Annotated in this window: 19 protein-coding genes; 11 read left to right on the top strand and 8 right to left on the bottom strand. The window is 67.0% G+C overall.

The genetic code is table 11. From position 1 onward, the window contains the following. Positions 1-11 precede the first annotated feature (11 nt). From JHW45_RS00665 to JHW45_RS00630, 8 genes are all read left to right on the top strand, one after another. Positions 12-1,103: an ABC transporter ATP-binding protein gene (locus JHW45_RS00665; protein ID WP_272859066.1), complete on the top strand. Its 1,092-nt coding sequence runs from the start codon at positions 12-14 to the stop codon at positions 1,101-1,103. Further along, positions 1,103-1,969: a carbohydrate ABC transporter permease gene (locus tag JHW45_RS00660; RefSeq protein ID WP_272859065.1), complete on the top strand. Its 867-nt coding sequence runs from the start codon at positions 1,103-1,105 to the stop codon at positions 1,967-1,969. Before JHW45_RS00665 ends, JHW45_RS00660 begins: the two co-directional genes overlap by 1 nt. Continuing rightward, a complete protein-coding gene (locus JHW45_RS00655; protein WP_272859064.1) occupies positions 1,969-2,790 on the top strand; it encodes a carbohydrate ABC transporter permease in 822 nt (273 codons plus the stop codon). Before JHW45_RS00660 ends, JHW45_RS00655 begins: the two co-directional genes overlap by 1 nt. 232 nt (positions 2,791-3,022) lie before the next feature. Further along, a complete protein-coding gene (locus JHW45_RS00650) occupies positions 3,023-3,286 on the top strand; it encodes a DUF2160 domain-containing protein (RefSeq protein WP_336385813.1) in 264 nt (87 codons plus the stop codon). 40 nt (positions 3,287-3,326) lie between these two features. After that, on the top strand, positions 3,327-5,039 hold the full coding sequence (locus tag JHW45_RS00645; protein ID WP_272859062.1) for an ABC transporter substrate-binding protein: 1,713 nt from the start codon (positions 3,327-3,329) through the stop codon (positions 5,037-5,039). A gap of 65 nt (positions 5,040-5,104) precedes the next feature. Continuing rightward, positions 5,105-6,580 carry a glycerol kinase GlpK gene (gene glpK / locus JHW45_RS00640; RefSeq protein WP_272859061.1) on the top strand — a complete coding sequence of 492 codons (1,476 nt, stop codon included), beginning with the start codon at positions 5,105-5,107 and terminating at the stop codon, positions 6,578-6,580. A 70-nt stretch (positions 6,581-6,650) separates the two neighbouring features. Continuing rightward, positions 6,651-7,232, top strand: coding sequence for a transglycosylase SLT domain-containing protein (locus JHW45_RS00635; protein WP_272859060.1), 582 nt, complete (start codon positions 6,651-6,653; stop codon positions 7,230-7,232). 97 nt (positions 7,233-7,329) lie between these two features. Continuing rightward, positions 7,330-7,917, top strand: a complete 588-nt coding sequence (locus JHW45_RS00630) for a glutathione S-transferase family protein (RefSeq protein ID WP_272859059.1) — start codon at positions 7,330-7,332, stop codon at positions 7,915-7,917. Between the two features lie 6 nt (positions 7,918-7,923). Here the strand turns inward: JHW45_RS00630 and JHW45_RS00625 are convergent, their stop codons facing one another. From JHW45_RS00625 to JHW45_RS00605, 5 genes are all read right to left on the bottom strand, one after another. Then, positions 7,924-9,135: a BaiN/RdsA family NAD(P)/FAD-dependent oxidoreductase gene (locus tag JHW45_RS00625; protein ID WP_272859058.1), complete on the bottom strand. Its 1,212-nt coding sequence runs from the start codon at positions 9,133-9,135 to the stop codon at positions 7,924-7,926. Then, positions 9,132-10,160, bottom strand: a complete 1,029-nt coding sequence (gene holA / locus JHW45_RS00620) for a DNA polymerase III subunit delta (protein ID WP_272859057.1) — start codon at positions 10,158-10,160, stop codon at positions 9,132-9,134. The genes JHW45_RS00625 and holA overlap by 4 nt, the downstream gene beginning before the upstream one ends. Beyond that, positions 10,157-10,672, bottom strand: a complete 516-nt coding sequence (gene lptE, locus JHW45_RS00615) for an LPS assembly lipoprotein LptE (protein WP_272859056.1) — start codon at positions 10,670-10,672, stop codon at positions 10,157-10,159. Before lptE ends, holA begins: the two co-directional genes overlap by 4 nt. Continuing rightward, the gene (gene leuS / locus JHW45_RS00610) at positions 10,659-13,196 is read right to left on the bottom strand and encodes a leucine--tRNA ligase (RefSeq protein ID WP_272859055.1); all 2,538 of its coding nucleotides are present in this window, start codon (positions 13,194-13,196) and stop codon (positions 10,659-10,661) included. Before leuS ends, lptE begins: the two co-directional genes overlap by 14 nt. Before the next feature lie 104 nt (positions 13,197-13,300). Then, complete coding sequence (locus tag JHW45_RS00605) at positions 13,301-13,777, bottom strand: DUF3576 domain-containing protein (protein ID WP_272859054.1); 477 nt, start codon at positions 13,775-13,777, stop codon at positions 13,301-13,303. A gap of 269 nt (positions 13,778-14,046) precedes the next feature. Between JHW45_RS00605 and JHW45_RS00600 the strand changes: the two genes are divergently transcribed. Next, entirely contained in the window at positions 14,047-15,015 is a 969-nt protein-coding gene (locus JHW45_RS00600) for a porin (protein ID WP_272859053.1), read from the top strand. Positions 15,016-15,086: 71 nt separating this feature from the next. Continuing rightward, on the top strand, positions 15,087-15,740 hold the full coding sequence (locus JHW45_RS00595; RefSeq protein WP_272859052.1) for a YggS family pyridoxal phosphate-dependent enzyme: 654 nt from the start codon (positions 15,087-15,089) through the stop codon (positions 15,738-15,740). 9 nt (positions 15,741-15,749) lie between these two features. Here JHW45_RS00595 and JHW45_RS00590 read toward each other — a convergent pair whose 3' ends face one another. Further along, positions 15,750-16,268, bottom strand: a complete 519-nt coding sequence (locus JHW45_RS00590) for a L,D-transpeptidase family protein (RefSeq protein ID WP_272859051.1) — start codon at positions 16,266-16,268, stop codon at positions 15,750-15,752. Then, a complete protein-coding gene (gene ribA / locus JHW45_RS00585; protein ID WP_272859050.1) occupies positions 16,265-17,323 on the bottom strand; it encodes a GTP cyclohydrolase II in 1,059 nt (352 codons plus the stop codon). The genes JHW45_RS00590 and ribA overlap by 4 nt, the downstream gene beginning before the upstream one ends. Before the next feature lie 135 nt (positions 17,324-17,458). Between ribA and JHW45_RS00580 the strand changes: the two genes are divergently transcribed. Further along, positions 17,459-18,145, top strand: a complete 687-nt coding sequence (locus JHW45_RS00580) for a response regulator transcription factor (RefSeq protein ID WP_272859049.1) — start codon at positions 17,459-17,461, stop codon at positions 18,143-18,145. Positions 18,146-18,487: 342 nt separating this feature from the next. Here the strand turns inward: JHW45_RS00580 and JHW45_RS00575 are convergent, their stop codons facing one another. Then, positions 18,488-19,462: a cation diffusion facilitator family transporter gene (locus JHW45_RS00575; RefSeq protein WP_272859048.1), complete on the bottom strand. Its 975-nt coding sequence runs from the start codon at positions 19,460-19,462 to the stop codon at positions 18,488-18,490. Positions 19,463-19,482 lie beyond the last annotated feature (20 nt).

Here is a 19,482-nt window from a genome sequence, read left to right as displayed (position 1 = left end):
GGAGAGGATCCATGACCCAGATCACGCTTGAGAACCTGGCCCACAGCTATCTTCCCCAGCCGGCGGGGCCCGAGGACTGGGCGCTGAAGCCGATGACGCTGACCTGGCAGGACGGGGGCGCCTATGCGCTGCTGGGGTCGTCGGGCTGCGGGAAATCGACGCTGCTGAACATCATCTCGGGGCTGCTGGTGCCCTCGCAGGGGCGGGTGCTGTTCGGGGACAGGGACGTGACCGACCTGCCCACGGCGCAGCGCGACATCGCGCAGGTGTTCCAGTTCCCGGTCGTCTACGACACCATGTCGGTGCGCGAGAACCTGGCCTTTCCGCTGAAGAATCGCGGGCTGGCGGCGGATGTGATCGCCGCACGCGTGTCCGAGGTGGCCGAGATGATCGGCATGACCGAGGTGCTGGACCGCCGCGCCCGCGGGCTGACGGCGGACGCCAAGCAGAAGATCAGCCTGGGCCGCGGCATGGTGCGGCAGGACGTGAACGCGATCCTGTTCGACGAGCCGCTGACGGTGATCGACCCGCACATGAAATGGGAACTGCGCACGCAGCTGAAGGACCTGCATCGCCGGTTCGGGCACACGATGATCTATGTCACCCACGACCAGACCGAGGCGCTGACCTTCGCCGATCAGGTCGTGGTGATGTATGACGGGCGGGTGGTGCAGGCCGGCACGCCGCAGGCGCTGTTCGACGCGCCCGAACACACGTTCGTCGGCTATTTCATCGGCTCGCCCGGCATGAACCTGCTGGACGCGAAAATCGACGGCGCCACCGCGCATGTCGCAGGCACGCGCATCGCGCTGGATCGCGGCTATGGCGCGCTGCAGGGTCGCACGCAGATCGGCATCCGGCCCGAGTTCCTGCGCCTCGGTCAGGGCGGTCCGGGGCTGCCCTTTGCGGTCCGGCGGATCGAGGATGTAGGCCACCACCGGATCGTGCGCGGCGAGGTCGCGGGCGCAGAGGTCAACGTGATCGTGCCCGAGGGCCAGCCGATCCCGGCTGATGCGGACCGCGTCATTCCCGACCCCGCCCACACCCATGTCTATGTCGATGACTGGCGCGCGCAGCCGGCCACGCAGGAAAGGGCCGCCTGATGGACAAGCCACTGAACAATCGCGCCTGGTTTCTGGTGCTGCCGGTGCTGGCGCTGGTCGCGTTCTCGGCCGTGCTGCCGCTGATGACGGTCGTGAACTATTCGATCCAGGACACGTTCGGCGGCAACCAGTTCTTCTGGGCCGGGCTGGAATGGTTCCGCGAGACGATCCATTCCGACCGCGTCCGCGCCGCTTTGGGCCGCCAGATCCTGTTCTCGGCCATCATCCTGGCGATCGAGATCCCGCTGGGCATCTTCGTGGCGCTGAACATGCCGCGCAAGGGCGCGTGGGCATCGTTCTGCCTGGTCGTGATGGCCCTGCCGCTGCTGATTCCGTGGAACGTGGTCGGCACGATCTGGCAGGTCTTCGGCCGCGTCGATATCGGGCTTCTGGGCTATGCGCTGACCAGGCTGGGCATCGACTATAACTATGTCAACGATCCCATCGACGCCTGGGTCACGGTGATCGTGATGGATGTCTGGCACTGGACCAGCCTCGTCGCGCTGCTGTGCTATGCCGGGCTGCAATCCATCCCCGACGCCTATTATCAGGCCGCACGGATCGATCAGGCGTCGCGCTGGAAGGTGTTCCGCTATATCGAGCTGCCCAAGATGCAGGGCGTGCTGCTGATCGCGGTGCTGCTGCGCTTCATGGACAGTTTCATGATCTATACCGAACCCTTCGTCGTCACCGGCGGCGGACCGGGCAATGCCACCACCTTCCTGTCCATCGACCTTGTGAAGATGGCGGTCGGCCAGTTCGACCTTGGCCCCGCGGCGGCGTTCAGCCTGATCTATTTCCTCGTGATCCTGCTGATCTCGTTCGTCTTCTATACCGTGATGACCAAAGAGGGAGAGACGCTGTAATGGCCGCCGTCGCCGAATCCAAAGGCAGGGGCGCGGCGCTGGTGATGGCGCTGTATCTGCTGTTCCTGATGCTGCCGATCTACTGGCTGCTGAACATGAGCCTGAAGACCAACAACGAGATCCTGGGCGTCTTCAGCCTGTGGCCCCGAAACCCGACGCTGGACAATTACCGCACCATCCTGACCGATCCGTCGTGGTATATGGGCTATGTGAACAGCATGATCTATGTGGTGATGAACACCGCCATCTCGATCGCCGTGGCGCTGCCGGCGGCCTATGCCTTCTCGCGCTATCGCTTTCTGGGCGACAAGCATCTGTTCTTCTGGCTGCTGACCAACCGGATGGCGCCGGCGGCGGTCTTCGCGCTGCCGTTCTTTCAGCTTTATTCGTCCATCGGCCTCTTCGACACCCATATCGCGGTGGCGCTGGCGCATTGCCTGTTCAACGTGCCGCTGGCGGTGTGGATCCTGGAAGGCTTCATGTCGGGCGTCCCGCGCGAGATCGACGAGACCGCCTATATCGACGGCTATTCCTTTCCGCGCTTCTTCCTGAAGATCTTCATGCCGCTGATCGCCAGCGGAATCGGGGTCGCGGCCTTCTTCTGCTTCATGTTCTCATGGGTGGAACTGCTGCTGTCGCGGACGCTGACCTCGGTGAACGCCAAGCCCATCGCCGCCACCATGACCCGCACGGTCAGCGCCTCGGGCCTCGACTGGGGGGTGCTGGCGGCGGCGGGCATCCTAACCATCATTCCGGGTGCCTTGGTGATCTGGTTCGTGCGCAACTACATCGCCAAGGGCTTTGCCCTGGGGAGGGTGTGATGGGACAGCCGCAGCCCTGCCTCGCCCTCTTTGCAAATACCTCGGGGGTCCGGGGGCAGCGCCCCCGGCCGTCGCGGGACGCAGAAGGGACCGTCCGATGAACAGATCCGTCGATACCGGCTTTGCCGTCCTTGGCCTGATCTGGCTGGGCTTCGTGTGGTGGCTGACCACGCTGGTGCCCGTGCGCGACGACGCGAAGGACTGGTTCGGCAGCCTCGATCCGGGCGGCTGGATGGCATGGACCTTTCCAGGCGCGCTGTTCTTCACCATCATCGCGGGCCTGCTGATCCTGTTCACCTGGCTTGCCATCCGGTTCCCCGAATCGCCGCGCAGGGGCGTTCTGGGCATCGCCACCACGCGCGGGGACAGGCTGTTCATCAGCCTTCTGGGCAGCGCCTTCATCTGCCTGATCTGGCTGGGCGCCATCGGCACGCCGCTGTGGGGCGGGCTGGCCTGCGCATTGATCTACGCCGCAGCGGTGTTCCGCTGGGTGTGAAAACCGCCGGCACGACCGGCACCTTAACGGGAGGGAGACCATGAAACTTCATCTGACCACCGCCATGGCGCTTGCGCTGATGGCCACCGCCGCACAGGCCGGCATCGAGGAGGCGAAATCCTTTCTGGATGCCGAGATCGACAATTCGGTCCTGACCCGAGAGGAACAGGAGGCCGAGATGCAGTGGTTCATCGACGCCGCCGAGCCTTTCCAAGGCATGGACATCAATGTCGTGTCCGAAACCATCACCACGCATGAATACGAATCCAAGGTGCTGGCCCCGGCCTTCACCGCGATCACCGGCATCAACGTCACCCACGACCTGATCGGCGAGGGGGACGTGGTCGAAAAGCTGCAGACCCAGATGCAGTCGGGCGAGAACATCTATGACGCCTATGTCAACGATTCCGACCTGATCGGCACGCATTGGCGTTACCAGCAGGCGCGCAGCCTGTCGGACTGGATGGAAAACGAAGGCGCCGACGTCACCAATCCGAATCTGGACATCGACGATTTCATCGGCATCAGCTTTACCACCGCCCCGGACGGCGAGATCTATCAGCTGCCCGACCAGCAATTCGCCAATCTCTACTGGTTCCGCCACGACTGGTTCAACGACGAACAGAACAAGGCCGATTTCAAGGAGAAATACGGCTATGACCTGGGCGTTCCGGTCAACTGGTCGGCCTATGAGGACATTGCCGAGTTCTTCACCGGCCGCGAGATCGACGGCAAGCAGGTCTATGGCCACATGGATTACGGCAAGAAGGACCCCAGCCTCGGCTGGCGCTTCACCGATGCGTGGCTGTCGATGGCCGGGAACGGCGACAAGGGCATCCCCAATGGCGTGCCGGTCGACGAATGGGGCATCCGCGTCGATGAAAACAGCCGCCCCGTCGGCAGCTGCGTGGCGCGCGGCGGCGACACGAACGGGCCTGCCGCGGTCTATGCGATCCAGAAATATCTGGACTGGATCGACGCCTATGCCCCGCCCGCCGCGCAGGGCATGACGTTCAGCGAATCGGGACCGGTCCCGGCGCAGGGCGAGGTGGCGCAGCAGATGTTCTGGTACACCACCTTCACCGCCGACATGGTCAAGCCGCGCACCCCGGTGATGAACGAGGACGGCACGCCGAAATGGCGCATGGCCCCCTCGCCCCACGGCGCCTATTGGCAAGAGGGGATGAAGCTGGGCTATCAGGATGCCGGGTCGTGGACGATCCTGAAATCCACCCCCGAGGATCGCGCCAAGGCCGCCTGGCTTTACGCGCAGTTCGTCACCTCGAAGACCGTGGACGTCAAGAAAAGCCATGTCGGCCTGACCTTCATCCGCGAATCGACGATCCAGCACGACAGCTTCACCGACCGCGCGCCGGAACTGGGCGGTCTGGTCGAGTTCTATCGCTCGCCCGCGCGTCTGAACTGGTCGCCGACCGGGACCAACGTGCCGGATTACCCCAAGCTGGCGCAGCTGTGGTGGCAGGCCATCGGCGACGCCTCGTCGGGCGCCAAGACCGCGCAAGAGGCGATGGACAGCCTGTGCGCCGAGCAGGAAAAGGTGATGGAGCGGCTGGAGCGTGCGGGCATCCAGGGCGATATCGGCCCGAAGATGGCCGAAGAGCATGACCTGGAATGGTGGAACAACCATGCCAGGGAAAACGGCACCCTGGCCCCGCAGCTGAAGCTGGACAACGAAAAGCCGCAGCCGGAAACCATCAGCTATGAAGAGCTGGTGAAAAGCTGGCAGGAATAACGGACGGCACAGATGGGGGCGGCCACGCGGCCGCCCCCTTTTTTGACGCGCGACAGGAGGCGGGCATGACGATACTGGCGATGGATCAGGGCACCACATCATCGCGCGCGCTGATCTTCACCGACGATCTGCGGGTTCTGGCCCGCGCGCAGCAGGAATTCGCCCAGCATTTCCCCCGCTCGGGTTGGGTCGAACACGAACCCGACGATATCTGGACGACCAGTGCCGCGACCGCGCGCGGGGCCATCGAACAGGCCGACAATCCGCGCATCGACGCCATCGGCATCACCAATCAGCGCGAGACGGTGGTGATCTGGGACCGCCGGACCGGCCAGCCGATCCACCGCGCCATCGTCTGGCAGGACCGGCGCAGCTTCGAGGAAATCCAGCGTCTGAAGGACGAGGGCGCCGAGGATCAGGTGACCGCGACCACCGGCCTGCTGCTGGACCCCTATTTCAGCGCCACCAAGATCGCCTGGATCCTGGACCGGGTCGAGGGCGCGCGGGCGCGGGCCGAGGCGGGCGAGCTGGCCTTCGGCACCGTGGACAGCTTTCTGATCTGGAAACTGACCGGCGGCCGGTCCCATGTCACCGACGCCACCAATGCCAGCCGCACCCTGCTGTATGACATCCGCAAGGGCGACTGGTCCGACGAGATGTGCCGGCTGTTCGGCGTGCCGATGGCGATGCTGCCCCAGATCCGCGACAGCGCCGACGAATTCGGCATGACCCGCGCCGATCTGTTCGGGCGCGAGATCCCGATCCTGGGCGTGGCCGGCGATCAGCACGCCGCGACCGTCGGGCAGGCCTGTTTCGAACCCGGCATGATGAAATCGACCTATGGCACCGGCTGTTTCGCGCTGCTGAACACCGGCGATCAGGCCGTGCGGTCCGACAACCGGCTGCTGACGACGGTCGCCTATCGGCTGGACGGACAGACCACCTATGCGCTGGAGGGCAGCATCTTCATCGCCGGCGCCGTGGTCCAGTGGCTGCGCGACGGGCTGAAGATCATCCGCGAGGCGGCCGAGACCCAGCCCTTGTCCGCCGCCGCCGATGACGGCCAGCAGATCATCATGGTGCCGGCCTTCACCGGGCTTGGCGCCCCCTATTGGGCGCCCGAGGCGCGGGGCGCGATCTTCGGCCTGACCCGCAACACCGGGCCTGCCGAATTCGCCCGCGCGGCGCTGGAAAGCGTCGGGTTCCAGACCCGCGACCTGCTTGAGGCGATGCGCGCCGACTGGCCGCAGGCGGGCGATGCGGTGCTGCGCGTCGATGGCGGCATGACCGCCAGCGAACCGGCGATGCAGTTCCTGGCCGACATCATCGGCGCGCCGGTTGACCGGCCCGAAAACACCGAAACCACCGCCCAGGGCGCGGCATGGCTGGCCGGATACCGCGCCGGGCTGTGCCCCGGCCCGGCGGAGTACGCCAAGGCATGGCGGCTGGAGCGCAGGTTCAAGCCAGCCATGGACGAGGCGACCCGCGACCGGCGATATTCCGCGTGGCGGCGCGCGGTTCAGGCGGTTCTGGCGGTCTGAGCTTCCGGGTTTGTGATTTCACCTCTTGTCGTTTTCGCCTAAGATCGCAGGAAAACGACAAGAGGGCAGGATGAACAGGTTTCTGAAACTGGCGATTGTCGGGCTGGTCGCGTCATGCGGCGGCGGCAGCGACAAGGCACCCCGCAATCTGGACAACGCCTGCGCCATCGTGGCCGAACGCCCGGCCTATCTGCGCGCGATGAAAAAGACCGAGCGGCGGTGGGGCGTACCGGTCCACGTGCAGATGGCCGCGATCCACCAGGAATCGAAATTCGTCGGCGACGCGCGCACCCCGCACCAATACGCGTTGGGCGTCATTCCCATCGGCCGGCAAAGCAGCGCCTATGGCTACAGCCAGGCGCTGGACGGCACGTGGGAGGAATATCTGAAGGAAACCGGCAACGGCCGGGCGCGGCGCAACGACATCGACGACGCCACCGATTTCATGGGCTGGTACATGAACGGATCGTCCCGGATCCTGGGCCTGTCGAAATGGGACGCCACCTCGCAATATCTGGCCTATCACGAGGGGCGGTCGGGCTATGCACGGCGGTCCTATCTGAACAAAAGCTGGCTGGTCCGCGTGGCGGGCAATGTCGGTCAGCGCGCGCAGATGTATCGCGCCCAGCTTGTGTCCTGCGGCAAGGCGTGATCCCTTCCATCGGGGGGGCGGGCCGAACGCGATCGGGCGCGGTCCCCGCCCGCGACACGCAGCCGGCCGCGGACCGGGCCGCATGAAGGAGGCGCAGATGTATACCGTCATCGGCAAGACCGACAGCCGCACCTTTCGCGTGCTGTGGCTGCTGGAAGAGCTGGGTCAGCCCTATCGCCACATCCCCGCCAACCCGCACGGAGAGGGCGTGGTCGAATTCAACCCCGCCGGCAAGGTGCCGGTGCTGATTGACGACGGCACGCCGATCACCGATTCGACCGCGATCCTGACCTATCTGGCCGACCGCCACGGCGATTTCACCTGGCCGGCCGGCACGCTGGACCGGGCGCGGCAGGACAGCCTGACCCAGTTCCTGCTGGACGAATTCGACGCGGCGCTGTGGCTGGCGGCGCGCCACAGCTTCGTGCTGCCCGAGGAGATGCGTCTTGGCGCGATCAAGAACACGCTGCGGTGGGAATTCGAGCGCAGCCAGAAGACGCTGTCGCACCGCATGGGCGAGGGGGATTTCGTGATGGGCGACCGGATGACGGTGCCCGATCTGATCCTGGCCCATTGCCTGATCTGGGCGCTGAGCGCGCGGTTCCCCATCGTCGAGACGCGGCTGACCGAATTTCTGGACCGGATGCGGCAGCGCCCGGCCTTTCGCCGCATCGCATCGCCCTAGGCCGCGTCAGAGACGGCCGGCATGTCGCGACGCCGCCAGACCGGCCAGCCGCCCGGTCGCCAGGCAGGCGGTCAGCAGATAGCCGCCGGTCGGCGCCTCCCAGTCCAGCATCTCGCCGGCGGCGAACACGCCGGGCAGCGCGCGCAGTTCCAGATCGGGCATCACCGCAGACCATTCGATCCCCCCGGCCGATGAAATCGCCCGCTCCAGCCCCATCGGCCCGTCGTGGCGCATGGGCAGCGCCTTCATCCGCGCGGCCCATCCGGCCGCCGTGTCGGGCCATGGCCGGCCCCATTCCAGCAGCAGCGCCACCTTGACCGGATCGCGCAGCACCCGACGCAGTCGGTTGCCGACCGACAGCCGGTCCGGAACCGCCTCAAGCCGCCGGGTCAGCGCGCGGACGTCAAGATCGGGTGCCAGATCGATTTGCGCCGCGGCCCCGTCGCGGATCGCGGCGGCGACTTCATAAATGCCGCCGCCCTCGATCCCCGCACGCGACACGATCCATTCGCCGCGGCCGGTCGCGCTGCCCGCGACGATGGCCGTGTTCTTGACCGCCGCCCCGAAATGCCGCGCCATCTGCGGCGACCAGCGGACCCGGAACCCCATATTCGCGGGCCTGAAATCGGCGACCGAAACCCCCGCCGCGCGCAGCATCGGCACCCAGCCCGCATCCGACCCCAGACGCGGCCAGCTGGCCCCGCCCAGGGCCAGCACGGTGGCGCGCGGCGACAGGATGCGCGGCCCGGCCGGCGTGTCGAACTCGAACCCGCCCGCCACGCCCCGCCACCGCCAGCGCGTGCGCAGATCGACGCCGTTCGCGCGCAGCCGCGCCAGCCACGCCCGCAGCAGCGGCGAGGCTTTCATGCCGACCGGAAAGACCCGCCCGGTCGAGCCGGTGAACAGCTCGATCCCCAGACCCCGCGCCCATGCCATCACCGCCTCCGGGCCGAAGGTCCCGTCTTTGGCGTCGAAATATCCTCGGGGGTGCGGGGGCAGACAGCCCCCGCTGCCGCCGCCGAAATGGCGCGCGAAATCCGCCGCAGGCTGGGCCCTGGTCAGGTTCAGCCCGGATTTGCCGGCCATCAGGAACTTGCGCGCGGGCGTGGGCATCGCCTCGGCCACGACGACGCGATGGCTGGCGTCCGACAGCATCTCGGCCGCCATCAGCCCGGCCGGCCCCGCGCCGATCACCAGCGCGTCCGGAACCTCGTTCATCTGCGGCCCCGGGCGACGATCGCCAGACGGATCAGCGCCCGTTCCACCAGCGCCATCTGCGGCGCCCGGGTCGAGCTGCGCAGCGCCAGATCGGTCGCCAGCAGCGACGACACCGCCTCTTCCAGCGGACCGGTGCCCCAGCCTTGCGCCTGCCGCGCCATGCGGTCGCGGCGCGGGCCGAAGACCGGCGGCCGCATCCGCGACAGGCCCGCCCCCGGTCCCTGCGGATCGGCCGAGGCCAGGTGCAGCGCGCGGAAATGGCGCTGCGCGGCGACGGCCAGCGTGACCGGGGCGATGCCCTGCCCCTCGATCCGCCGCATCAGCTGGCCGAAAAGATCGGTCCGCCCCTCGGCCACGACATGCAGCAATTCGTCCAGATCCGCCTCGACCGTGGCGGGCGCCATCAGCGCGATCTGGGCCGGCGTCAGCGGCGTGTCGTCGCCGTGTTTGTAAAGCCCGATCTTTTCGATGGTCTGGCGCAGATCGCCGGGGTCCAGCGCGCGCGCCAGCGCCATCAGATCGCGCATCGCCTCGGGCGGGACGTCGCGCAGCCCCGAATCCCGCAGCCAGCTGCGAATCTCGTCCTCGCCGGGCGGGTCGTCATAGATCGGGGCGGCGACGGCGGTGCGGTGCGGCTCGAACAGCTTGCGCAGGGCCGAGGCCTTGCCCAGCCCCCCCGCCGTCACCACCATCACCGCATCGCCCTGCTGCCATTCGGCCAGGGCCGCCTTGACCGCGTCGGCGGCGCTGTCGGGCGTATCCTCGACCAGAACGACGCGCGGGCCGGGGAAGAAGCCGATTTCCTTGATCGCGTCCAGCAGGCTGGCCGGATCGTTCTTCAGCCCGGCGCCCGCCAGCCGGTTCAGGCGCATTTCCTCGTCCGCACGCTCGCCCACAAGCGCCGCGACCGCCTGCGCGCGTTTCAGCGCCACCCGCATCGCGTCCTGACCATAGATCAGCAGCGCCGGGCGCGACGGGTCGGGCCGCGCCAGATAGCGGGCGATCTCGGCGCCCTTGAGGTTCATTCCGCCGGACGGGCCGGCAGCCCCGACGCCGCCGCCAGCAGCCGCGTGACCACCTGATCGGCCAGCATCCGCGCCAGACGCTGACGCGCATCGCCTTCGGCCGCCAGCGTGGCGATGGTCGTGCCGGTCGTGGAATACGAGGTGAAGCTGCTGACCCGGCCCCGCGTCAGCACCCGGCCCCCGGCACCCGTCAGCGCGAAATCGACGGTGCCGTTCAGCGAATATCGGGTCGTGACCTCGTCGGGCGTGATCGCCTGCGGCACCACCCCGACGCTGAGCCGGTAATCGAGGTCATAGATCGCGGCATCGTCCGGCCCCAGCCGTTCGGCCAGCCGCTGATTGAAACCGAATTCCTCGTAGGTGGCCGGATCGCGCGGACGGACCTTGCCGAACAGCCGGGTTCCCGCGCCGCCCGGACCGTAGACCGGCGTCAGCCCGCAACCGGCCAGCGCCGCCAGCGCCAGCGCGCCCAGAACGACGGCGCGGCGGGTCGGGCGTTCAGGCGACCACATTGACGATCCGGCCCGGCACGACGATCAGCTTGCGCGGCGTCGCGCCTTCCAGAAAGCGCTGCACGGTCTCGTCGGCCATCACCAGCGCCTCGATCTGGTCCTTGGACATGTCGCGGGACACGCTGATCTCGGCCCGGCGCTTGCCGTTGATCTGGATCGGCAGGACCACCGTGTCGTCGACCAGCAGCGTCGGATCGGCCTGCGGCCAGCCCGCGTCCACGACCATCCCGTCGCCGCCGGCCCTGGCCCAGACCTCTTCCGCCAGATGCGGCACCATCGGCGCCATCAGCTGCGCCATGATCCGCAGCGCGGATCTGCGCGATTCGCCGCCTGCGGCCGATTTGGCGATGGCGTTGGCCAGTTCATAGATCTTGGCCACCGCCTTGTTGAAGGCAAAGCCTTCGACGAATTTCGTCACCTCGGCAATGGCGCGATGCGCGGCGCGGGCCAGGTCGGGGTCGTCGCCGCCCTCTTGCGTCTCGTCGGCCAGACGCCAGACGCGGGACAGGAACTTGTGCGCGGCCTCGGCCCCGGCGGCGGTCCATTCGACATCTCGTTCGGGCGGGCTGTCCGACAGCATGAACCAGCGCGCCGTATCGGCCCCGAAGCTGGCCACGATATTGACCGGATCGACCACGTTCTTCTTGGATTTCGACATCTTGGCCGAGGGGATCGTCTCGACCTGCGTGCCGTCCCCCAACCGGCCATCGGTCACATCCTCGGGCAGGTGATAGACCGGACGGCCGCGTTCGTCGCGGGTCACATAGATCTCGTGCGTGACCATGCCCTGCGTGAACAGCGCGTCGAACGGCTCTTTCGCCGTCTCGGGCAGATGCCCGGTCTTCACCATCGCGCGGGCGAAGAACCGCGAATACAGCAGATGCAGGATCGCATGTTCGATGCCGCCGATATACTGGTCGACGTTCATCCAGTAATCGGCATCGGCGCGGGTCGTGGGCGTGGGCGCGTCGGGGCTGGTGAAGCGGGCGTAATACCACGAGGAATCGACAAACGTGTCCATAGTGTCGGTCTCGCGCCGCGCGGCGCTGCCGCAGGTCGGGCAGCTTGCCTGCCGCCATGTCGGGTGCCGGTCCAGCGGGTTGCCCGGCTGGTCGAAGCCCACATCCTGCGGCAACAGCACCGGCAGGTTTTCGCGCGCCTCGGGCACGGTGCCGCAGGCGTCGCAATGCAGGATCGGGATCGGGCAGCCCCAGTATCGCTGGCGCGAGATGCCCCAGTCGCGCAGCCGGTATTTGGTCACGCCCTCGCCCCAGCCCTGCGCCTCGGCATGGGCGATCGCTTCGTTGACCGCAGCCTCGCCGGTCTGGTCGGGGCGGCCCGCGAAGCCGCGCACATAGGTGACGGGTTCGGTTTTCGGCGGCACAAAGGGCGCGGCGGCGACCATCCGGTCGGCCTCGTCCCGGCTCATGCCGGGTTCGCCGAACGTGGCGCGGATCGGCAGATCGTATTTCGTCGCGAATTCGTGGTCGCGTTCGTCATGGGCGGGGCTGCCGAAGATCGCGCCGGTGCCGTAATCCATCAGCACGAAATTCGCGATCCAGATCGGCAGGTGCCAGTCGGGGTCCAGCGGGTGGCGCACCTTCAGCCCGGTGTCGAAGCCCAGCTTGGGCGCGGTCTCGATCGCTTCTTCGGTGGTGCCGATGCGGCGACATTCCCGGATGAAGGCCGCCACGACGGGGTCGGCGGCGGCCAGATCGCGGGTCAGCGGATGATCGGGCGACAGCGCCACGAAGCTGGCTCCCATCAGCGTGTCGGGGCGGGTCGTATAGACGTCGATCCGCGCGAACTCCTCGGGTGCGGCGACGGTCTCGAACCGGATCTGCAGGCCGCGCGACTTGCCGATCCAGTTCGCCTGCATCAGCCGCACCTTGTCGGGCCAGCCGGTCAGCCCGTCCAGCGCCGCCAGCAATTCCTCGGAATAGTCGCTTATGCGGAAGAACCACTGGGTCAGTTCGCGCCGCTCGACCGGCGCGCCCGACCGCCAGCCCTTGCCGTCGATGACCTGTTCATTGGCCAGAACGGTCATGTCCACCGGGTCCCAGTTCACCTGCGCGGATTTGCGCGTGATCAGCCCGGCCTCCAGAAAGTCCAGGAACAGCGCCTGCTGCTGCGCCACGTAGTCGTCGTCGCAGGTGGCGAATTCGCGGCTCCAGTCGATGGACAGACCCAGGGGTTTCAGCTGCGCGCGCATCGTGGCGATGTTGGCGTAGGTCCAGTCGCGCGGATGGCCGCCCTGTTCCATCGCCGCATTCTCGGCCGGCATGCCAAACGCGTCCCAGCCCATCGGATGCAGCACGCTGAACCCCTGCGCGCGCTTGAACCGCGCCACCACGTCGCCCATCGTGTAGTTGCGCACATGGCCCATATGGATGCGCCCCGAGGGATAGGGAAACATCTCGAGCACATAGTATTTCGGCCGCCCGTCGCGGATGGCGGCAAAGCTGCCCGCGTCGGCCCAGGCCTTCTGCCAGCGTGCTTCGGCTGTGGCGGGATCATAGGGCATCGTCGGGACCTTTGGCATCGTTCGTCGCGCCTTGGTTTATACGGCGGCGGATGCAGGGTCCAGTGGCGGCGCAGGCAACCCGACCGCGCACGGCGCGGCCCGTGTTACAGACGCCCGTCGCGGATGCGCAGCTGGCGGGCGCGGGTCAGGATCGCATCCTCGACCGCGCGGACCGTGCCCGGTTCGACCGCCGATCCGCCCGGCCCCTGCAACGACAGTTTCAGGCTGCGCGCATCCAGCGCCGGATCGCTGATCTTGATCGTCGCGCGATAGGACCGCCCGCCGCCCGGCGGCGTGCCATAGCCGGTGACGATCACGCCGGTGAAGGGATCGACCGACTGCACCGGCAGGAAGTTCAGCACCTCAAGGCTGGCGTTCCACAGATACTTGTTCACGCCGACGGTGTTGTTGGGATTCTCGTCGTTGCCGAACAGGTCCCAGATCGTGGTGCCGCGCACCTCGGGCCGCATGTCGGATTCGGGTCCGGGGCCCGCGCCGCCCCGGTTGCCGCCGCCGCAGGCAGCCAGCCCGGCGCACAGCGTCGTTGCGAGGATCAGGCGTGCGGCGCGTGCGGTCTTCATGCGGGTCCCCCGGTTTTTCGCGTCGTCCGCAGCCTTAGCGCGGATCGCCCCCCGCCGACAAGCGCCTTGGCGCGCGGCCCACACCGTTGCGCGGGCGGCGTTCACGCCCGCCACACGCCGATGTGTGGCCCTTGTGCATCACAGAATTGGGCAAAGATTTCAGTAAGGCAGTGAATCCGTTGCATCGCGTCGGGGAAAGGGGGAAACACATCACATACCCAAGGCGGGGTTCCGGTTTGGGCATCAGAGAGACAAGAGGGAACATCACCATGAAAAAGGCTCTTATCGCCTCCACCGCGCTGGTTCTGACCGCCGGCGTCGCCGCTGCCGACGTGACCATCTCGGGCTACGGTCGTACCGGTGTGATTTATTACGAAAACGACACGGGCGTAAATGAATCGCAGGTCATTTCGCGTCTGCGGATGAACATCGACGCCGCGACCTCGACCGATCAGGGCGTTGATTTCGGTGCGCGCTTCCGCATCCAGTGGGACCAGAACAGCGACGACTCCGGCCAACTGAACGCTGGCAAGCTGTGGGTGACCTCGAACGGTCTGACCGTCGAAATCGGCAACACCGAGACCGCCATGGACAGCTCGGGCCTGATATACGCGACCGAACTTGGTTCCTATGATCGTTCGGTTGGTTTCAGCGGTGTGGTTGGCGACTTCTTCGCCTATGACGCTGATCCATATGGCAACAGCGCCAACGACACGTCCAATCGCCTTGGTGTGTTCGCCAAATATGAAATCGCTGGCGCAACTGTCATGGGCTCGATGATCGACCCCGACCAAGCGAATGACCTGCCTGCCGGTATCGACAAGGAATACAGCCTTGCCGTCGACTATACCTGGAACGACGTTCTGGAACTGTCGGCCGCCTACACGCAGAATGGCGCTGGCTTCGAAGACAACGACATCTTCTTCGTCGGTGCGCGCTATGCCGTCATGCCGAACGCTCGTGTCGGCCTGAACTACATCGACACCAACGATGAAGACGACAGCGAATACGGCGCCGTTGGCCAGACCTTCGCCCTGTATGGCGACTACACCCTGGCCGATGGCATGACCAACATCGAAGCCTATGTCGCGAACAACAACCGCGACAGCAACGAAACCGACAATGCGTTCGGTATCGGTGTGAACTACGATCTGGGCGGTGCGCGTCTGGGTGCCTCGCTGCAGCGTGACTACAGCGAGAACGTGACCGCCGACATGGGCGTTCGCTTCGAGTTCTGATCCAATCGGAACCAAGTCTTATGGAAAGAGCGGGCCTTGCGCCCGCTCTTTTCTTTTTGTCTTCTGCGCGCATGGAACTGGATCACATCAAAAGCCGCATCGCCGCGGCAGAACGCGCCGCCGGACGCGAGGCCGGGTCGGTCACGCTGATCGCGGTCAGCAAGGTGCAACCCGCCGAACGCGTAACGGCCGTTCTGGACGCGGGCCACCGGACCTTCGGCGAGAATTACGTGCAAGAGGCGCAGGGCAAATGGCCCGACTGGCGCCAGCGCTTCGCGGGCGTGTCGGTTCACATGATCGGGCCTCTGCAATCAAACAAGGCCAAGGCGGCGGTCGAGCTGTTCGACGCCATTCACACGCTGGACCGGATCAGCCTTGCCCGCAAGCTGGCCCACCAGATCGCCGAACAGGGCCGAACCCCGCAGCTGTTCATCCAGATCAACACCGGGGACGAGCCGCAGAAGGCCGGCATCCTGGCGGATGAGCTGCCCGGCTTTCTGGACCAGTGCCGCGACCTGGGGCTGAGCCCGCAGGGGCTGATGTGCATCCCGCCCGAGGATGCCGATCCGGTGCCGCATTTCCGCCTGCTGCGCCGGTTGGCCGGGGACAACGGGCTGGACCTGCTGTCGATGGGGATGAGCGCCGATTTCGAGACCGCCATCGCCGAGGGTGCGACCCATGTCCGCATCGGCTCGGCCATCTTCGGCGCCCGCGACGCGGGCTGATGCGTTGCGTTACGGGTATTTGGACAAAGAAGAAGCCGGCACGATCAGCCGCGTGCCGGGGGCCGCGCGGGCGGCGATCCGGATCAGATCGGCGCGGGCAAATGCGATGCATCCTTCGGTGCCGAAACCCGGCCTGCGCCATTGATGCAGGAAGATGGCCGAGCCGCGCCCCGGCTCCGCATCGGGCCAGTTCCAGTCGGTCGTCAGGATCACGTCATACAGCGGATCGGCGCGGCGCAAGGCCTCATGGCTGGCGCGCAGCGGCGCGCGGACATGGCGATTATAGGCGGCATGGGCCGGATCGTCGCACCACAGATCGGACGGGCCGATGGGCCGGGCCCAGGGGGCGGGCGGGGGCAGCCGGTCGGGCCGATACCACAAGCCGGTGATCCGGTGGCGGCCGGTGGGCGTGGCCCCGTCGCCCTCGCGCTTGGCCGCGCTGAGCCCGCCCTTGCCGATGCTGCACGCAAACACCCGGCCACGGTATCGGATGCCCTGCGGGGTCAGGACCAGATCGTCGGGGGTCACAGCAGATGGCCCGACTTCGCGGCCTTGGTGTCCAGATAGCCGGTGTTGAAGCGGTTGCGCGGGACGATCAGCGGCACGCGTTCGACCACCTCGATGCCGTGTGTTTCCAGCATCTGCACCTTGCGCGGATTGTTCGTCAGCAGCCGCGCCTGCGCAAAGCCCATCCGCTTCAGCAGGGCGGCGCCGATGCGAAAGTCACGCTCGTCATCCTCGAACCCCAGGCGGTGATTGGCCTCGACCGTGTCGAAACCCTGGTTCTGCAGGTCATAGGCGCGCATCTTGTTGGCCAGCCCGATGCCGCGCCCCTCCTGGTTCAGATACAGCAGCACGCCGTCGCCCCCCTGGCCCATCGCCTGCAACGCGGCGTGCAGTTGCGGGCCGCAATCGCATTTCAGGCTGCCCAGCACGTCGCCGGTGAAACAGGCCGAATGCAGCCGCGCCAGCACGGGTCGGTCGCGCGGCGGATCGCCGATCTCGATGGCGTAATGTTCGGCCGCGCCGTCGTCGGGGCGGAAGATGTGCAGCCGCGACCGTTCGGCCGACATCAGCGGCAGGCGCGCGGCGGCGACGGGGGCCAGCGCCGCCTCGCCCGCAAGCTGCGCCAGCACCTGTCCCGGCGCCAGCACCGTCAGCCCGGCGGGCGCACGGGCCGGCACGACCAGCATCGCCGGCAGAAGCTGCGCCGATTTGGCCAGTGCCAGCGCGGCCATGTGCGGGGTCGCGTCGCCGTCGCGGTCGGTGAACAGCGGCCCCTTCAGCGGCGTCATCAGATCGTTGGCCGGATCGGCCAGCGCGCGCAGCCATGCCAGATCGGCATCCGGCGGCAGCCTGACGCGGGCCAGCCCGTCGTCATAGGCGCGCGCCTTCAGCGTTTCGGCCCGGCGTTCGGTGATCGCCAGCACCGGCCGGCCCAGTCGCAGCATGTCGGCCAGCCGGGTCGCCGACAGCGTCTCGACCGCCGCCGCCAGATGGCCGCCGATCATCACCGGCAGGCCCATGCGCAGATCGGCGCGGGCGCGCGAGACGGTTTCGGCAAGGGTCGGGATCAGGCTCATCTGTCGGGTCCGATTGAAACAAACTGAAACATAGTGGCTTTTTCCGACAACTCCATGTGAGATTTTCGACATGGCGCTGGACTGCGGGGCGGCGCAGGCCCACTCATTTGCGCAACCGAGGCATAGGAGGCAAGCATGGCCGGACTGAAAAAGATCCTGCTGGTGGATGACGAGGACGATCTGCGCGAGGCGCTGGCCGAGCAGCTGGTCGCGACGGACGACTTCGACGTGGTCGAGGCCGGCACCGGCGCCGAGGCGGTCGAGGCGACGAAGAACGCCATCTACGATCTGGTGATCCTGGATGTGGGGCTGCCCGATACGGACGGGCGCGAATTGTGCAAGAAGCTGCGCAAGCTGAACGTGAAATGTCCGATCGTGATGCTGACCGGGCACGACACCGATGCCGACACGATCTTGGGGCTGGATGCGGGGGCCAATGATTACGTGACCAAGCCGTTCAAGTTCCCGGTCCTGCTGGCCCGGCTGCGGGCGCAGCTGCGCACGCATGAACAGTCCGAGGACGCGATCTTTCAGCTTGGGCCGTATACGTTCAAGCCGTCGATGAAGATGCTGGTCGATCAGAAGGACAAGAAGATCCGGCTGACCGAGAAGGAGACCAACATCCTGAAATTCCTGTACCGCGCTCAGGACGGGGTGGTGCCGCGCGACGTGCTGCTGCACGAGGTGTGGGGCTATAATGCCGGGGTGACGACGCACACGCTGGAGACGCATATCTATCGGCTGCGCCAGAAGATCGAGCCGGACCCGTCGAATGCGCGTCTGCTGGTGACGGAATCGGGCGGCTATCGGCTGGTCGCCTGAAGCCGGGGCGCAGGCCCTGCAATACCGGCCCGGGAGGCGATTTTCCGCGCATGGGGAATGGCCGGAAAATGGCGGGAACCGGGCCGGGATTGCCGCGTTACACCGGCGAAGCCCAGTGGCCGGCGGATGCGGTCACACCCTCTCTCTCTGATGCCCCGGCGTTTCCCGCGCCGGGGTTTCGCGTTTGTGGGTGTTGCGCAACGGCTGCGGGCGTTGCGCGGTGCAACGCCGGGGCCGGAGGGGGGCGAGGGCCCAGCAAATGCAGGGCGGGGCGTGTCACACGCCGTGCACCCGTGATGCACAGCGCGTGCACAGGGCGTACACCGGTTGCGGGCGTTGCCCTTAGGGTTCGGGGCGGTCCGCCGGCGTGCCACAATCGGGGTCGTGGTCATGCGCCCCCTCGGCCTCTTCGGACACCTCGACCGTCACGTGGTCGATGCGGGCGATCTGGGCCACGCGCGACTTGACCTGACGGCGCACGCGCTCGGCGTCCGAGCCGGGCGCCAGATCGACCTCCAACGTGGCCATGGGGCGTTCCTGGGTGATCGACCAGGCGTGGATGTGGTGGGCGCGCAGCACGCCCGGCACGGTCTGTTCCAGATCGGCGGCGATGGCCGAGGCGTCGAAGCCGTGGGGCGCACCCTCCAGCAGGATATGGCCGCTTTCGCGCACCACCGACACGGCCGAGCGCAGGATCAGCAGGACCACGAACACCGACAGGATCGGGTCGATGGGCGTCCAGCCGGTCCAGATGATGATCAGGGACGCGACGATGGCCGCGACCGAGCCCAGCAGGTCGCCCAGCACATGCAGGGCGGCGGCGCGGACGTTGAGATTGTCGCCCTCGGCCCGCGACAGCACCCAGAAGGCGGCGATGTTCACGGCCAGCCCGGCGATGGCCACCCACAGCATCAGCCCGCCCAGCACCTCGGACGGGTCGCGCAGGCGCCGGATCGCCTCGATCGTGATCCAGGCGGCGATGGCCAGCAGGCTGATGCCGTTCACGAAGGCGGCCAGAACCGAAAAGCGGTCGAAGCCGTAGGTCCGTTTCCAGTCGGCCGGACGCCGCGCCAGCCGAAAGGCCAGCCACGCCAGCACCAGCGAGGCGAAATCGGTCAGCATGTGCCCGGCATCGGCCAGCAGCGCCAGACTGCCCGACACGATGCCGCCGACCACCTCGGCCCCCATGAACAGCCCGGTCAGCCCGGCGGCGATGGCGATGGCCCGTTCCTTGGACCGCTGTTCGGCGATGGGGGCATCGCGCGACAGCGTCGGCCCGTGGGAATGATCGTGGCTGTGGTCGTGGCGGTGTGCCATGCGGCGGCTTTCTGACGAGG

The organism is Paracoccus stylophorae (assembly GCF_028553765.1).
Lineage (GTDB): Bacteria > Pseudomonadota > Alphaproteobacteria > Rhodobacterales > Rhodobacteraceae > Paracoccus > Paracoccus stylophorae.
The sequence above is the reverse complement of the archived record's forward strand: the minus strand, read 5'-3'. Positions and strand labels throughout refer to the sequence as shown.

What these genes read in the sequence shown, in the direction of transcription:
- JHW45_RS00665 (WP_272859066.1), top strand. Translation starts at nt 12, where the DNA reads ATGACCCAGATCACGCTTGAGAACCTGGCCCACAGCTATCTTCCCCAG.
- JHW45_RS00660 (WP_272859065.1), top strand. Translation starts at nt 1,103, where the DNA reads ATGGACAAGCCACTGAACAATCGCGCCTGGTTTCTGGTGCTGCCGGTG.
- JHW45_RS00655 (WP_272859064.1), top strand. Translation starts at nt 1,969, where the DNA reads ATGGCCGCCGTCGCCGAATCCAAAGGCAGGGGCGCGGCGCTGGTGATG.
- JHW45_RS00650 (WP_336385813.1), top strand. Translation starts at nt 3,023, where the DNA reads ATGGCATGGACCTTTCCAGGCGCGCTGTTCTTCACCATCATCGCGGGC.
- JHW45_RS00645 (WP_272859062.1), top strand. Translation starts at nt 3,327, where the DNA reads ATGAAACTTCATCTGACCACCGCCATGGCGCTTGCGCTGATGGCCACC.
- glpK (WP_272859061.1), top strand. Translation starts at nt 5,105, where the DNA reads ATGACGATACTGGCGATGGATCAGGGCACCACATCATCGCGCGCGCTG.
- JHW45_RS00635 (WP_272859060.1), top strand. Translation starts at nt 6,651, where the DNA reads ATGAACAGGTTTCTGAAACTGGCGATTGTCGGGCTGGTCGCGTCATGC.
- JHW45_RS00630 (WP_272859059.1), top strand. Translation starts at nt 7,330, where the DNA reads ATGTATACCGTCATCGGCAAGACCGACAGCCGCACCTTTCGCGTGCTG.
- JHW45_RS00625 (WP_272859058.1), bottom strand. Translation starts at nt 9,135, where the DNA reads ATGAACGAGGTTCCGGACGCGCTGGTGATCGGCGCGGGGCCGGCCGGG.
- holA (WP_272859057.1), bottom strand. Translation starts at nt 10,160, where the DNA reads ATGAACCTCAAGGGCGCCGAGATCGCCCGCTATCTGGCGCGGCCCGAC.
- lptE (WP_272859056.1), bottom strand. Translation starts at nt 10,672, where the DNA reads ATGTGGTCGCCTGAACGCCCGACCCGCCGCGCCGTCGTTCTGGGCGCG.
- leuS (WP_272859055.1), bottom strand. Translation starts at nt 13,196, where the DNA reads ATGCCCTATGATCCCGCCACAGCCGAAGCACGCTGGCAGAAGGCCTGG.
- JHW45_RS00605 (WP_272859054.1), bottom strand. Translation starts at nt 13,777, where the DNA reads ATGAAGACCGCACGCGCCGCACGCCTGATCCTCGCAACGACGCTGTGC.
- JHW45_RS00600 (WP_272859053.1), top strand. Translation starts at nt 14,047, where the DNA reads ATGAAAAAGGCTCTTATCGCCTCCACCGCGCTGGTTCTGACCGCCGGC.
- JHW45_RS00595 (WP_272859052.1), top strand. Translation starts at nt 15,087, where the DNA reads ATGGAACTGGATCACATCAAAAGCCGCATCGCCGCGGCAGAACGCGCC.
- ribA (WP_272859050.1), bottom strand. Translation starts at nt 17,323, where the DNA reads ATGAGCCTGATCCCGACCCTTGCCGAAACCGTCTCGCGCGCCCGCGCC.
- JHW45_RS00580 (WP_272859049.1), top strand. Translation starts at nt 17,459, where the DNA reads ATGGCCGGACTGAAAAAGATCCTGCTGGTGGATGACGAGGACGATCTG.
- JHW45_RS00575 (WP_272859048.1), bottom strand. Translation starts at nt 19,462, where the DNA reads ATGGCACACCGCCACGACCACAGCCACGATCATTCCCACGGGCCGACG.